The organism is Candidatus Fokinia cryptica (assembly GCF_034359305.1).
GTDB lineage: Bacteria > Pseudomonadota > Alphaproteobacteria > Rickettsiales > Midichloriaceae > Fokinia > Fokinia crypta.
Genome location: NZ_CP110343.1, coordinates 163671 through 178796, shown reverse-complemented (window position 1 = coordinate 178796; position 15126 = coordinate 163671). Strand labels below are relative to the sequence as shown.

Annotated in this window: 12 protein-coding genes; 5 read left to right on the top strand and 7 right to left on the bottom strand. The window is 33.7% G+C overall.

Annotation, left to right across the window (positions count from 1 at the left end; all coding sequences use genetic code 11):
- Positions 1-123: 123 nt before the first annotated feature.
- Positions 124-909: a hypothetical protein gene (locus Fokcrypt_RS00855; RefSeq protein WP_323722323.1), complete on the bottom strand. Its 786-nt coding sequence runs from the start codon at positions 907-909 to the stop codon at positions 124-126.
- Between the two features lie 224 nt (positions 910-1133).
- A complete protein-coding gene (locus tag Fokcrypt_RS00850) occupies positions 1134-1859 on the bottom strand; it encodes an ABC transporter substrate-binding protein (protein ID WP_323722322.1) in 726 nt (241 codons plus the stop codon).
- Between the two features lie 66 nt (positions 1860-1925).
- On the opposite strand from Fokcrypt_RS00850, the gene Fokcrypt_RS00845 reads away from it, so the two are divergent.
- Positions 1926-2954, top strand: coding sequence for an AI-2E family transporter (locus Fokcrypt_RS00845; protein ID WP_323722321.1), 1029 nt, complete (start codon positions 1926-1928; stop codon positions 2952-2954).
- A 51-nt stretch (positions 2955-3005) separates the two neighbouring features.
- Positions 3006-4898: a molecular chaperone HtpG gene (gene htpG / locus Fokcrypt_RS00840; RefSeq protein WP_323722320.1), complete on the top strand. Its 1893-nt coding sequence runs from the start codon at positions 3006-3008 to the stop codon at positions 4896-4898.
- A 223-nt stretch (positions 4899-5121) separates the two neighbouring features.
- Here htpG and Fokcrypt_RS00835 read toward each other — a convergent pair whose 3' ends face one another.
- Genes Fokcrypt_RS00835 through Fokcrypt_RS00825 form a run of 3 tightly spaced genes read right to left on the bottom strand, consistent with a single transcriptional unit; the run spans position 5122 to position 7890 of the window.
- Positions 5122-5532: a YraN family protein gene (locus tag Fokcrypt_RS00835; RefSeq protein ID WP_323722319.1), complete on the bottom strand. Its 411-nt coding sequence runs from the start codon at positions 5530-5532 to the stop codon at positions 5122-5124.
- Positions 5533-5536: 4 nt separating this feature from the next.
- On the bottom strand, positions 5537-6307 hold the full coding sequence (locus tag Fokcrypt_RS00830) for a hypothetical protein (RefSeq protein WP_323722318.1): 771 nt from the start codon (positions 6305-6307) through the stop codon (positions 5537-5539).
- 44 nt (positions 6308-6351) lie between these two features.
- On the bottom strand, positions 6352-7890 hold the full coding sequence (locus tag Fokcrypt_RS00825) for a Mur ligase family protein (protein WP_323722317.1): 1539 nt from the start codon (positions 7888-7890) through the stop codon (positions 6352-6354).
- A gap of 184 nt (positions 7891-8074) precedes the next feature.
- Between Fokcrypt_RS00825 and cmk the strand changes: the two genes are divergently transcribed.
- The 3 genes from cmk (at position 8075) to rpsN (ending at position 11000) form a co-directional block, all read left to right on the top strand.
- Positions 8075-8758 carry a (d)CMP kinase gene (gene cmk / locus Fokcrypt_RS00820; RefSeq protein WP_323722316.1) on the top strand — a complete coding sequence of 228 codons (684 nt, stop codon included), beginning with the start codon at positions 8075-8077 and terminating at the stop codon, positions 8756-8758.
- Positions 8759-8814: 56 nt separating this feature from the next.
- Positions 8815-10515 carry a S1 RNA-binding domain-containing protein gene (locus tag Fokcrypt_RS00815; RefSeq protein ID WP_323722315.1) on the top strand — a complete coding sequence of 567 codons (1701 nt, stop codon included), beginning with the start codon at positions 8815-8817 and terminating at the stop codon, positions 10513-10515.
- A 179-nt stretch (positions 10516-10694) separates the two neighbouring features.
- Positions 10695-11000 carry a 30S ribosomal protein S14 gene (rpsN, locus tag Fokcrypt_RS00810; protein WP_323722314.1) on the top strand — a complete coding sequence of 102 codons (306 nt, stop codon included), beginning with the start codon at positions 10695-10697 and terminating at the stop codon, positions 10998-11000.
- Between the two features lie 696 nt (positions 11001-11696).
- On the opposite strand, the gene Fokcrypt_RS00805 is transcribed toward rpsN, so the two are convergent.
- The gene (locus Fokcrypt_RS00805) at positions 11697-13328 is read right to left on the bottom strand and encodes an HlyD family type I secretion periplasmic adaptor subunit (RefSeq protein ID WP_323722313.1); all 1632 of its coding nucleotides are present in this window, start codon (positions 13326-13328) and stop codon (positions 11697-11699) included.
- A 26-nt stretch (positions 13329-13354) separates the two neighbouring features.
- Positions 13355-15055, bottom strand: coding sequence for a type I secretion system permease/ATPase (locus tag Fokcrypt_RS00800; protein ID WP_323722312.1), 1701 nt, complete (start codon positions 15053-15055; stop codon positions 13355-13357).
- Positions 15056-15126: the final 71 nt, after the last annotated feature.

The following is a 15126-nucleotide window of genomic DNA, read 5'->3' as shown; positions in this document are numbered from 1 at the left end:
AGCATTCGCCATATTATCATCTCTGTCTCCTATATCGTCCATATCAGCATAAAAGCTCTTCAAAAAAACTCAAATTTCCTAATTAACCAGAAAAATAAAATAAGAAATAACTATTCCAGTACTTCACATATCTTCCATCTGTTCAGGATAATTTGTTTCCAAATCCCCAGGAATGCTATCGTGAGAACACGATAAATCATCAGATCCAGGAGCTTGTTGCTCTTGAGGCTCTGGATGATCTGGATCTTGAATAGGAGTGTTGTAATGATAACCTAGCATACAATCTAAAACAAACCCTCTTAGAGTGCTATGAAATTCTAGAACATGCAGTATGCTCATGATAGAATTCATAGTATCAGCTTCATGTATTCCATGAAGATAAAGCCTATTCACAACAGAAGATAAGTCTTCACCAAAGTTATTCCTGCCATGCTCTGAAGATATAATAGAATGTATGCCATACACTATATTACTATCCATATAGGTATCACATATCTTTTTCGTTTCACGCTTCACAATTTCAATTGCATTAGCACGATCTGCATATTCGGGGAGCACATGACTCGCAAGAGAAATATTCGATAATTGTGTGGTAAGCATCGATATTTCATGTTGCTCTTGAATTTGCGATTCAATCACTTGTTGCTTTACACTTTTTTCAAAGTACTCTCTAGCAATCTTCATCACAAGTTGTTTTGCATCTTCTCCACTTTCTATAATATATCTGATCTTCAGAAATGAAGCATCAGAGCTAGGTGCCCCCCATAAAAGATGAGGAGGGCCGGAAAGAGGAGATTCTGAGAAAATCCAAAATACATCAATTTTATACTCTGAATCTTTAATTTTGTCATATATTATATCAAATATTGCTTTGATACTATTAGTCAATTCTACGGAATGGGTCTGCATATTTAATGATGAATTTAAAACACAAAATGCAAAAGTAGTGTAATCTTTTCCAAAATGAAATACTAATTTATATTATCATTTCACAGTAATTACTATGCATAACTTCCATGTAGAGCGATGAAATGTATATAAGCTACCCAATACAGCGTATTGTCTTAAACCACCAACACAACGAAGCGGCATGGAATATAAAGCACTAGATCAGTCAATCATTAAGAATTGGGTTATAAGCCCCATTTCTTTTTGAGCTTTCCAATCTCTCCATTGTTAGTAAGCGTTTTTAATGCGTCATTTACTTTAGGAAGTAGTTTAGAATCTTTCTTCATAACTATTCTGTAGCCGTCAGATATAGAACCTAAAAGTTTCCACTTCAATTTATTATTCTTCGCAAAATATTTAGCTTGTGGCACATCAACGATTACCACATCAAGACGCTTAGCTTTGAGAGCTTCTACCAACATATTATTATTGTCCATATAAACTATTTTTGGCTCTTTACAGTTCTGATTGATCCAAGCAGTATTACCAGTAGTACCGAACTGAATACCTATAATCTTCCCTGAAAGATCCTCTTTTTTGGTAATCTTATCGTTGATATATAGCATTCCTATCGTATCTTCGTAATAAGGATCTGAAAAAGCAAAATTCTTCTTTTTAGCTTCCGAAGCTGATATTGTAGCAATTGCCACATCAATTTTACCTATATTGACAGCTGGAAAAAGACTATTAAATGTCATATCCACAAATACCGGCTTTACACCAAGTTGCTGAGCAACTAAGTTACCTAAATCTACATCAAATCCAGTAAGCTCCCCGTCTTTGTAAAACTCGAAAGGAGGATACATGCCCTCGGTACCTATCCTCAATTCTGCAACCTCAACTGCAAAAACACTTTTAAAAGTAAGTATGCAACATAAAAAACATTTGGCAATGCCGGTAAAATACTTCATAATTACATGTTGATAACTTACAAATATCGCACTCAGAGTATAAAATGAGGATTTAGAAGTCAAGATATGAAAAACAAACAAAAAGAAAATGTATACTTAATTATTGCAATACTAATTATATGCGTAGGTCTTGTAAATGATATAACAAAACCATTCGTATACGGAGGCATACTTGGATACATCATACTTCCATTTTATTTATCACTCGCAAGGCGATTACGCAGTAAAAGTACAGCAGCTTTGATATCGGCCACACTAGGAACGGTCATAATATTATTCTTCTGGAGTGTAATTATCTGGGGAATAATGACAGGCATTAGCATAATACACAATGCACTTACTAGCAAAGATATACATTTCACATCATACCTTGGCGATATCAAATCTATTATTGAAAATGCCATCATGGATAACGTTCACTTTGACAAAGTGGTATCAAACCTCAACATAGGACATTATACAAAATTTATATACGATATATTTCAGATATCTTGGGTAAATGCTATGTCGTTCGGATTATTTATTTCTATCGTTCCATTTACCTCGTACTATGTTATGAAGGAGGCAAATACATACAAATTACTAACATTAAAACTATTTTCTCCAGAAAAAATCACTCTTTTAGAAAAAATTGGAAGTAATGGTCGTATGATTTTAATAAGATATTTGGCTTTATATACTCTTTTATCTTTAATTCATGGCTCTATCACTTATACTACTCTCATCATCTTCGATGTAAGTAATGCACTAAAATTATCAATAATTGCCGCTATCTCTAATTATATTCCATATATTGGAGGAATTTTAACGTACTCTTGTATCTTTATAGTAGCTACGGCAAAATTCGGAATCGGAAGCGAAATCTTAGGACTAGCACTTTTTTTCGTAGGATATTCAATTTTGAATTTTATATTTTTGAGAAATATAGTAGGAATGAAGCTCGATTTACATCCTATTATTACCGTATTCTCTGTACTTATATTTGCAAAATGTGGAAATATAGTAGGAATACTGTTAGCAATACCACTCGCATCATTTTTGCTTATGCTGTTTAGAGAATTAACGTACACTCAAGATAGAAATTTGGATTTTTAATATCTAAACATAAATTCTTATTAGTTAGGTAAAATTTTTTCACTTCATGATATGTCAACGATTAAAAAATCTAAATTCGGTGCAGAAGCTACAAAACTTCTTCATATGATGATACATTCGGTTTACACTAAACAAGGTGATTACGTCGCAATACGAGAACTAATTTCAAATGCTTCAGACGCTTGTGATAAGCTAAGATACACTCTACAGTCCAACGTACAAGATGCTAGTATTAGCTCAACTGAAGAAGAGTATGAGATAATAGTAAAATTTGATGACAAAGAAGGAATAGTTGAAATATCTGATAATGGTATCGGAATGACAGCAGAAGAAATGGAACAAAATTTAGGTATAGTAGCAAGATCTGGTACTCAAAGATTCGTACAAGAACATTCTAAAGAAATGGTAAATAGTCAAATCGGTCAATTTGGAGTAGGGTTCTATGCTAGTTTTATGATATCAGATGAAGTTACGGTTACATCTACAAAATTTGGTAGTAATGAAACCTTTATCTGGAAATCAGATGGAGTAGAAGAATTCACAATAGAAAAAAGCGACGAAACAAAAACGAATGGTACTATAGTAAGACTAAAACTAAAAAGCGATGCATCAGTAACATTAAATGAATATAAATTTATAGATATAATTAAAACTTACTCTGAACATATCCCTTTTAAAATATATTACGTCTCCGCTGATCAAAAAACACCGGTAAATAGCGGTATCGCACTATGGCTAAGAGATAAAAAGAGCATTACCGAAGAAGAATATCATGAATTTTATAAAAAACTTTCCTATCTTCCAGATTCTCCTATGAATACCATACACTGGATCGCTGAAGGTGGAGTAGAGTATAAAGCTCTTATCTTTATACCGAGTATAAAACCATTAAATTTATTTGATCATGAGAGGAAAGCTAAAGGAGTAAAATTATATGTAAAAAGAGTTTTTATTGGTGATCGTGAACTAAGTATCATACCTCCATATCTTAGATTTTTGTGTGGTATAATAGACACTGAAAGTCTTCCACTTAATATAAATCGTGAATCAATTCAACTTGATGACGGATATGCAAAAATATCTCGCGCAATAGTGAAAAAAGTACTAGAAGAAATCAATAAAATGGTTGTAGAAGAAGAGAAAAGTCAAAAATTTTGGAGTTTATTTGGAGAAATAATAAAAGAAGGACTATGCGAACAATATATGTTGGAGAGTGAAAGAAACGCTATTCTCGCAATCAGTAGATTTTACACAACTAAGTCTCCACAAAAGCTAGTTTCACTAGATGAGTATATACGAAATATGCAAGAAGGACAAAATGAGATTTTTTACATTACCGGAAAAAATTTGGAGGAATTGATGCAAAATCCACAACTTGAACTATTTAAGAAAAAAGGAATAGAAGTTCTCCTCCTGAACGATGTAGTAGATGATTTTTGGACAACGGTCGTTTCATCGTATCAAGGTAAGGATTTTCAATCAGTATTAAATGCTGATATATCACTCGAAGATAAGAATAATAAGCAAGATGAAACCACTAAAGAGCATTTAGAGTCTAAGGCGGACGTACAAAAATTAGCAGATCATATGAAGGAAATTCTAAAAGAACGGATAAAGGATGTCGTAATATCGCAGAAATTAGAAGAAAGTCCTGTGTGCTTATCTATTCCTAGAGGGGGGATGAACTCTAAAATGGAAAAACTTTTAATTGAGCAAGGACAGCTATCTAAACGCTCTACAAAAATATTAGAAATCAATCAGTCTCATCCATTAATAGACGAAATGATAATAAGACTAAAAAGAAACGAAGATATTGAGAAACTTAATAATATGATAGAGGCATTATTTACATCTGCATGTCTAATGCAAGATGAACCAATATACACACCTCACAAATTTACTAAATTCTTATATGAAATAATGCTAGATAGTATGTTTAAATAACACAATATGCTTTACCTGAGAAAAGTAATTTTACTAGCTTCTATTATAGTGCTTTGTAGACTGACATACATATCTTGGAAAGTACTCACTCAAGGAGATAGACAGCAAATCATTATTCCGCACCTGAAGTGTGAGTCTTTGTCGGTAGATGAGACAAGTAACAATAACCCCAAATCTACATATTACAGAGGTAGTATCATTTATGATGCACTTAATAGATAAATTATTGCATCGATATATTTTCGAAGTGTTCGATTATCCTTTTACCTTTTACAAGGTATAAGTCGAATCTCTGATTATAACTCGAGAACTGTTGATTTTGTGCATTGAAAAAGCTTGCTGCATCTATCATTCTTTGCATTTGTTTTCTGGAAAAAATTTTTTCAAATGCATCGAATGATACATTGCTCATTACTATAAATTCTTGCCCACTAAATTCCTCTTTATAAACGCTTCGTGCCTTGACTTCGCTAAATATTAAACTGTCATTACATATAGTAATGATATCAATCTCTCCATAAGGAGTCTTATATCTACTAGCAACCTTCGTATGATTTCGCTTAGATAATACCTCACTAACAAGTTCTTCTCCAAACCTTCCATACTTATTAGATAAAATACGCTGAAATCTCATATAATCAGAAAGTTGAACTTATACGTAATCCGTATTCTATAGCACCACTATTTGGCCGTAAATCTATAATTGCTACACTAGCTTCCTCTTGATAAGTCAATAAATATAAAGTCGGCTTACCATAAACGACATGACTACTTGTATCATATTTTGGAATATCATTTATGTGAGTGACAGATTCTGGTATCACCACATTATCTTGATAAATCCGATTACTGTTTGAGTTTTGTGCTTTGAAAATTACATCATTAAAATTTGTTCTTCTAGCTTTTATAAAAAGCTCTATCCTCATTCGATCGAACATCTTTCCACCTCCAAACTGTAGTGCAATCGTATCATTCCAAGAGCCACTGCTTTGTTGCTGAAAAATATTGTATTCAAGTCCACCAGAACAACCTAACAAAAGATAATATTTATTCTTTAGCTCAAAACAACCTATACCATATCCTTCCAGTGCTATAGAATCTTGAGATATGGAAAAATTAGAACATTTATAGGTAGTATGAAGATATGATGCATCGATACCAACATGTTTATTTTCACTAAAAAGACTTCCAATCTGCAGACCAATACGTGGAGATGGATCAGAAATCACATTAGAAGATTTTTTATAAACACCTTCGGTATAGTTGACTCTCATTGAAGAGCTATCAGAAGCAGCTCCGTATATCGAAAATATAAATTTATCTTTTTGAGCTCCAACATCAGCATTTGAGATACCTCTTCCTACTATGAGAGAAAGAAGAATTTCTAGTAGTAAATAATAAAAAGCCACATTCCGTAACAATCACTATTCCTGTGTTGATTCTACGGTATAAGTTAATAATGATCAATTATGAAATTTTTGAAAAACATTCCTCTTTCCTGAAAATTTTTCCATTGATCCAATGAACTACACATAGGTGACAGCAACACTGTATAATCTTCCATAACGCTTTCATCTAAAACATTTTTTATACTTCTCATTGCTACATCTAAGGTATAGCACTTATAATACTTGAGCAATGTAGCGGACATTTCTATCTCATATGCAAATCTATCGGTAGTTTCTCCTATAAGAAAAATTGCATTAATATTGTGAAATTTCGGAAGGATTTCGGTAAGTTTTTCCCCTTTAGATTTTCCACCTATAATTAACAGCACATTCTTATATAAAGATAATGAATACTCTACCGCTGCTTGCTTTGTGGCTTTACTATTATTAATAAATTTCACTGATTCATATTTTGGTGCTTTTGAATAGCATCGCTCCAAGCAGTGTGGTAATGTTTGCAAATCCATCTGCATATTTGGTATACCAACAATTAAAAATGTAAGAAGAGCTATTATGCCAATATTTTCTTCAGGTATGACCGCTATTTCCCCAGTTTCAATCTTGTAGCAATTGTGATTTTCTAAATTCACATTAAGTATTCCTTTAGAAAAAGTCACTCCTCTAGAAATATCTTTTGTTGAAAAAGGTATAAATTCACTTCCTTCATACATTGTACTTAGCTCACTCCACTCATTTGCTCTATCTTTATAGCCAAGAGCAACACTTTTTGTGTTGTAGAATTTTTTAACATTCTCCAAAATATATTGTGAATATTCAGAATCTACACACAGTATATTGTGAATTGGTTTATACTTTTTTGAGTGGCAAAATATTTTACTTTTGTAGTACAAGTATTCCTCCATCGAATTATATCGATCTAAATGATCCACGCAAACCGTCAGACATACGCTGATTGTAGGAACAAATTCATTTAATAGTTCAAGCTGAGCAGAGGATAATTCGAAAATACATACCACTTTCTTTTGAAGCCTTTTAGCAACAATAATATCATCATATATCGATAAAACGGGTATTCCGATATTTCCGGAAAGTATGACTGCTAAGTTTTGACCGTTTTCTTCTCGTTTTAATTCTGATGCTATTCCAGAAGCAGTTGTAGATTTACCTACAGTACCAGTAATAAATACTGCGATATCATCACCATCATGAAAACTAATGCCATTTTCAAGTAAAGTCGCATATAACAAATCGAAATCGCATGATAAAGTTATACCATGAGCCTTACAAGCTGTTACTAAGGTATTATTCATTGGTATTCCTGGACTACAAAAAACGATTACTTCATCCGTTTCACCTTGCACCATATTTTCTACTATGTTCGATGCTTGAACCGAGTTTAAAAAAATAATTCTCTCTTCTAAACTACAATGCGATACTACTCTTCTGACGAACTCTTCCTTAGATATAAAGTCGTCTACACAAAATATCTGAACAGTATCACTAAAATAACGCAATACATGCTCCAGTATTGAGCATCCGGTAATGGATAGACCAAGTATAAATACTTTCTTAAAGGCTTTCATTAATGGTAGTATATAAATTGTTGTGTAGTTACTACTGAATAGATAAGATCTATAATTAATTTCGGTATATCACGTAATTGGTTACCTTACTATGGTATTTTTATGAATTCTAAGTTTATATCACTAATTAATTCTAAATTTATACCACTAATTAGTTGTAACTAAGCATAAAAATTAATATAGCATGAATATTATAGCTATTGATGGTCCTGCTGCATCTGGAAAAGGAACTATCACTTCTACATTAGCTGAAAAATTAAATGGACATCACATAAATTCCGGTAGTGTGTATAGAAAATTAGCCGTACTTCTTTGTGAAAAAATAAAAATAGACGATTTATTTGATGCTAATCTAGAAGTAGAATGCGATAACATCGTATCAGAGATTATGCGAGATGGAGTTTTTCACACTTCTAAAGTATCTGATTTGCAACTTTATACTCCTCATATATCAAGAGTAGCGTCTAAAATTGCGACATACAGTTCAATCAGAAAGTTAGCAACAAAAATACAGCTCGATACAATTCAAAGTTGTAAAACCCACTATAAATTCATCCTCTTAGAAGGAAGAGATGCAGCATTAGTAGCAGGTAATAATTGCTTGTGTAAAATCTTTATTACAGCACATATTTCAGAGAGAGCTAAAAGAAGACTAAAACAGTTGAAAAATTCAAAATTCTCCTCTATATATGAGTCGGTATTACGGCAAATGGAAAATAGAGACACGGACGATGCAACGAGATTTCTCGATCCGTTATCTGTAAGCGGAGATGCGATTGTAGTAGATTCAGGAGCTGCAAGCATAGAAGAGGTTGTGGAATTTTTAACGACATTTATATTGCTTAAAACCTCTTCTTTTCGCTCATAGTCTGGTTTCGCACTCAAAAAAGTAGCCGTATTTCTGTTAACAAAGAAATCTTTCGTATGCACAATAATAATCCTTCTCATAATAAGAAGAACCAGAACAATGAGCCTGACATCCAAATTCATGAGGATTTTGAAGAACTGCTTGGAGAATCTACTTCATCCTCTTTGCAAGGTGGTTTCGCTAATGGAGTAGTGGTAAGTTTAGATAAAGAATTCGCTACGATAGATATAGGAGGTAAAAGTGAAGGTAGAGTATTACTCTCAGAATTTAAGAATACATCCGAACTGAAGATAGGACATCAAGTACACGTATATGTCGAAAATATAGATGGAGGAAAAGCTGGAGGAGTAACTCTGCTCAGTAGAGAAAAAGCGATGCTAGAAGACGGCTGGAAAAAAATAGAAGAATCATTCAAATCTCAATCTGCAGTCAGAGGTGCAGTGATAGGTAAGGTAAAGGGTGGTTTTGCTGTAAAGTTGTTGGGACCTTTTGTTGAAGGAGAATCTAACGGAAGCAATGAATTCGGTGATTTAATAGCTTTTTTACCAGGTAGCCAAGTCGATGTTAGACCTATTAAGGAAGAAATATTGCTCGAAGGTGATATATTGGTAAAAATAATCAAAATGGATGATACACATGGTAACCTTGTAATCTCGAGAAGAGCTTGCATAGAGGAAACAAGAAATGAGTATCGTGACGAATATCTGAAAAGTATTCAAGTAGGCTCTATAGTAAAAGGTGTTGTGAAAAATGTTACCGACTATGGAGCTTTTATTGACCTCGGCCCAGTGGATGGTCTTCTCTATATTACCGATATCTCATGGCAAAAAGTGCCACACCCATCTGCAGTACTTGATGTTGGTCAGGAAATAGAAGCAATGATTATCAGTTATGATCCAAATACTAAGAGAATATCATTAGGCTTGAAGCAAATGCAGAAAAATCCTTGGTATGACGTAAAGGATAAGTATCAGGTAAAAACAAAGCATAAAGGTGTAGTAACAAGAATAGTGAATTATGGTATATTCGTAGATATCGAACCTGCTCTTGGTATTTGTGGATTGGTGCATTCCTCAGAAATTAGCTGGACTCAAAAAGTTATGACAGCAAACAAGTCGATACAGGTAGGAGATGTAATAGAGGTTATGATCTTGGAATTTAATATCGAGGAGAGAAAAATAAGCCTTAGCAAAAAACAATGTGAGCCAAATCCTTGGGTAGATTTCATAGCACAAACTCCAGTCGGTACTACTTTGAACGTCGTTGTAAAGAACGTATCAGAAGAATTTGGTCTTTTTGTTGTACCAGAACAGAACACATCTCTTATACTGCTTATACCGGTACTAGAAATAGCTTGGAAAAATGCTCAGGAAAAAATTAAGAATTATGCCGCTGACATGAAGCTACAATGCCTTGTTCTTAAAACAGATGCTCAACAAGAAAAAATTACATGTAGTATTAGAGCAATAGGTAAAGAAAGAGAGGAAATTAACCCTATTATCGAGTCACTACAAAAACAAGAATCAGTAAGTGGTATAGTTACGAAAGTTAGAACTTCATCGTTAGAAGCAGAAGTAGCAGGAGAATTTTCTGTACATATTGATATAGCTAATATGCAAGATGTGTTAGGAGATACGAAAGATTTTGATACAACTGCAATGATAGGAGCGAGCTTAACACTAAAAATAATAGGTTTTGACGAAAATAATGTGTTAAGAGTTACTCCTATTTCAATAAAATGCAATAATGCAAATTAATTATTAAATAACTTCATAAAGCGTTTATAATTACAGTTCTTAAAGTTGTTAGATTTTTGCATGATCTCAACTTTAAGCTATTAATTTTTCCGTGCGGTAGTGAAATTTTTACTAGTTTTTCGTGAGTTTTTTGGTATCATCCTACATAGTGAACGTTGAGATAATACAATAGCAGTTTAATGGCAAAGCAAAGTGTAATAGCAAGAAATGAAAAGCGCAAAAAGATAGTCGCTAAGTATTCTAAAGTAAGAAAAGAGCTTAAAGATGTCGTAAGAGATATGAATAGACCAATTGAAGAGAGATTTAAAGCTCAAATCAAGTTAAACTCTTTACCTAGAGATGGTAGTAGTACTAGAGTTCGTATGCGTTGTGCACTTACAGGAAGAGGAAGAGGAGTGTATAGGCATTTTATGCTTTCAAGAATATGCTTAAGAGATTTAGCTACCAAAGGGTTATTACCTGGTGTAAGAAAAGCGAGTTGGTAATTCTCTCTAAAGAACCCAACTTTAGTAGTTTTGCTGCTCTCATGTTTTGCTTACTTCTAAGATAGTCGTTATTAGTGTGTGTGGTGATGTATTTTTTTTTCGAAAGTGCAACTTTACAGAAATAACTTGTATCTACGTTCTTTGGAGTAGCTATTAAAATTCTCTGTTGCAAATTACTGAACGTAGCTCATGAATATCATACCTGTGATTTCTACAAATTAAGTATGTGAAGACATTTTAACATCGTAAAAAAAACTCTTATCTTCGAGTGTACCTCGTAACAACTTCTGAAACTCCATAAAGTTCTAATAAAATTTTATGATATCTTCTGTATCTACACTACTACTCGGTTCAACAACACATTTCTTTAAATCAAAGAATTTCAAGATATTTTGTGGGATTAATATTGTTATTTTTCAACACAAAATCATATGCTCTTCCTATACGCTTCCAATACATTACAGATAGTTCTCAATAAACCTCTACTCGTCAATTAGCGTACGATGTTGAGTAAAATGAAAAAATTTAAGTAATGCGTGAAGGTCTATAGCATAAATATGAAGTATAAAAGTACCAATAAGTAAGAAGATGCGTAAATATTGCTAAATTTAGATAGCTGAATTTCCTTTACTAAAATCATATAGAAAAATTATCTTCTTCTTTCTTTATGAATACGCAAGCACGATAAACAAAAACTTATCTTACAATAGCTCTATTCATACTATCTAACACTGCTCCAAGGAAATATCTAGCCATGGTAGTCGCTCCCTTACTTATGTATACACTTACTGGCTTTCCTGGTCTGAGTTCAACATCGCTACCTAAGAATTCTACTTTTTCACCAAGTATTCTCAATTTTACTAAATAAAACTCAGGTGGAAGAGTTTGAGAAGTTGGCGGTCTTTCTTGTCTATCAGCTGAAACATAAAAAACTTCAGCTGGTAATTTTGGCACTAGGCGTTGTTTTTCTGCTTCAAGTTGCACTTTAGCTTTCATTCCCTCTTGAACTCTAATTAAATCTTGAGGCATTACATAAGCTTCTACAATTATCTCATCGTTAGGATTGATAATACTAGCAATGGTATTATCATTATGCGATATAACGCCACCTTCGGTATGATATCTAAGGCCAGTAACCAATCCACTTTCTGGAGCTCTAATAGTTAACCTCTGAAAACGATCTAAAGCTTGTAAATATCTGCTCCTTAGTTGCAAAAGCTCGAGATGATTTTGCTTATACTCATCGGAAATTTTAGACACTATATCTTTTAAGTAACTCGCAACTCTCACATCACTATTTTTTACCTCTTCTCTAGTGACGGCAACCGCTCCACGTAACTTACTTACGGCATTTAGATACTCATTATAAACTCTTTGAGCATCACTTAATTGGAACTTTGACAATATTTTAGACTCCGATAACTTTTCCACATCAGATAATTTTTCCTCCTCTATTTTCAGAGTTTTAGAGCTAACCTCAAGCTGTTTTTCGTACTCTTTTAATTCATCTAATTTTCTCTTCTTTTCACTTGCAAAGAGAGCAAGTTTCTCTTGTACATCTTCCTTCCTCGCATTAAAAACTTGAGTCTGAGTAGCAATGATATCTTTTACTTCTGGATCTTTAATATCCAATTCCACATTATTAAAGTCAGGTTTCTTGTATTTATTCAACTCAGCAAGCAAACGTATCTCAGCAGCTATATGAAATCTCAAAGTAGAAAGAGTAGCTTGCATGTCTGAAACAACACTAGCTCCTTCTAATTGAACTATAGGATCGCCTTTCTTTACTATATCCCCATCTTTCACGAATATTGTTTTTATAACTCCACCTTCTGGATGCTGGATGCTTTTTCTATTATTTTCTAGAACTAATACTCCCCTAGCAATTACGGCACTATCGATAGGAGCGAAACCAGCCCATAATACGAATATTACAAAAAATGTTGCTAGTGCTAACATTACGAACTTTACTGGCTTTTTAACTGCACCTTTCAGACTTTGATCTATTTTGCCCTGTAATATCGGCTCCGCCCCACCTTCACCTTTAAGAAAAGCTACAATTTCAGAAATAAAAAAACAAATAGAATGCCACCCATCTTTGAGCATCTTTTTATATCCATGAGAATTTTTAGGAGCACCAATTCCGAATTGGGACAAAATCTTTTGGATTTGTACATCTTGAACAGCATCAGCATCGATAGGACTTTTCTTATCAGAAGCAATATTTTTCATTCCATCCAAAATTCTTTGTTTATCACATTTCTTGTTGCCAAAGAATGAGACAACACCACACAATTTATTGATGAGCGTATTTAAAATTTTTTTCATATACTTCATAAAAGTTGTAATTATAACTACTGAATCTTCTGTTTTTGTTGAAGCGCCTTGGTAATCTCTGCATAAGGTCCTGACATAACTATTTCACCACTTCTCATCACTACGACAATGTCTGCTAATTGAAGCATTACAGGATTATGAGTCACAAGCACAACGGTTGCTTTTTGTTCCTTTAATACCTCTATAGCTGTTATGAGATTATGTCTACTTGCATCGTCAAGACTAGCCTCAGCTTCATCTAACAACACGATCTGAGGGGTTTTATAAAATGCACGAGCTAGACCTATTGCCTGTTTTTGTCCACCAGAAAGATTACTACCATCAACTCCGACATCCGTATCATAACCATTAGGAAGGCGTGCTATCATATCATGAACCCCTGCTATTTGAGATGCTTGTATGATATCTTCGTAATTTGCATTATCATCAAGTCTCGATATATTCATTTTTACAGTACCTGAAAGTAACTGCACATCTTGAGGTAAATATCCTATAGAACTACCTAAATCCTCTTTTCTAAGATTTTTCCTATCACTACCATCTATTCTCACTATTCCCAATCCAGGCTCTTTAGCCCCTGCAATTATTGATAGGAGAGTAGATTTACCGGAACCGCTAGGTCCTATCAAAGCGCAAACTTGTCCTGGTTTAATATGAAGGTTAATTGCCTTTATAAAGTACGCACTACTACCATACGGGGCATAGTACACATTTTCTACAGAAATCACTCCTTCAGTAGCAGGCATTTGCATAAGCTCCTCATCGCGAACAAAATTTTTAAACCCACTATTTAGCCTTTCATAAGCTTTTTTCACGTTAAGAGCGTTTTTCACGGCATTTAATGCATTTCCCCAAGGTTCCAATGCCTTACTTATCAATGTTGAACCAGTAATCATCGCACCGGATGTAATTTCTCCTCTGATCACGAGATAAGCTCCAGTTAGTGTAGTAAATACCTGTAATATACCACGCACAAGCTTACTAAATTCCATTGCAAAAGTTTGCCTTCTACTATTATCGATTCTTGACTCATTGACCTTTAAATTAATTTTGTGCCAAATTTCTACACCCCTTTTAGACATTCCCATAGATTCCATTACCTCAGCACCTCTAGTGAGGTTATCAACATACTTCATGCTTGCTATGAAATTTTCGTTATATTTCTCAACAAGCTTCTTTGTATATCTTTCATTTATAACACCAACCACTATTATCGCAATAGAACCTATCAGAGCCAAAGTACCCATCATAGGATGAATGAGAAAAAGTATTATAGTAAAAACCAAAGCCCACGGTGCATCTATTAGCATTACAGGAGCGTTCGAGGCAATATAATTACAAAGAGTTTGCAAATCTCTGATACTCTGACTACCTGCATTCCCTTTTGCGATAAGTGATGTTTTAATAGCATTATGAAGAACAGAATCTGCAATCTTATACTCAAACCACGAAGACATCTTACTCATCACGAAAGCCCTACCTCCAGTTATAGAGCTATTAACAAGATATGCTACTATTACTAGGAATGTAAAAGCTCCTAAGGTATCGAGATTACCACTAGGTATTGCTTTGTCTAGCACATTCAAACTGAAGAATGAAATCCAAACACTAAGAGCTGCCGAAGCACTACTTGTTAGTACTGCATACCATATCATTACACGCATTGCACTCAATGCATTTCTGATAGGAGTATCTGTATTCTGGTTCTTATTAATCACGACGCACTAAAAATATTCTATTGCTACCCTAAGAAATTATAGTTAATTACTTTTAATAAATAAACCTCTTA

Bases quoted from the DNA above. Each gene is read 5' to 3' on its own strand.
- Fokcrypt_RS00805 (WP_323722313.1), bottom strand. From the start codon at position 13,328: ATGAAAAAAATTTTAAATACGCTCATCAATAAATTGTGTGGTGTTGTC.
- Fokcrypt_RS00825 (WP_323722317.1), bottom strand. From the start codon at position 7,890: ATGAAAGCCTTTAAGAAAGTATTTATACTTGGTCTATCCATTACCGGA.
- Fokcrypt_RS00855 (WP_323722323.1), bottom strand. From the start codon at position 909: ATGCAGACCCATTCCGTAGAATTGACTAATAGTATCAAAGCAATATTT.
- cmk (WP_323722316.1), top strand. From the start codon at position 8,075: ATGAATATTATAGCTATTGATGGTCCTGCTGCATCTGGAAAAGGAACT.
- Fokcrypt_RS00815 (WP_323722315.1), top strand. From the start codon at position 8,815: ATGCACAATAATAATCCTTCTCATAATAAGAAGAACCAGAACAATGAG.
- Fokcrypt_RS00850 (WP_323722322.1), bottom strand. From the start codon at position 1,859: ATGAAGTATTTTACCGGCATTGCCAAATGTTTTTTATGTTGCATACTT.
- htpG (WP_323722320.1), top strand. From the start codon at position 3,006: ATGTCAACGATTAAAAAATCTAAATTCGGTGCAGAAGCTACAAAACTT.
- Fokcrypt_RS00845 (WP_323722321.1), top strand. From the start codon at position 1,926: ATGAAAAACAAACAAAAAGAAAATGTATACTTAATTATTGCAATACTA.
- rpsN (WP_323722314.1), top strand. From the start codon at position 10,695: ATGGCAAAGCAAAGTGTAATAGCAAGAAATGAAAAGCGCAAAAAGATA.
- Fokcrypt_RS00835 (WP_323722319.1), bottom strand. From the start codon at position 5,532: ATGAGATTTCAGCGTATTTTATCTAATAAGTATGGAAGGTTTGGAGAA.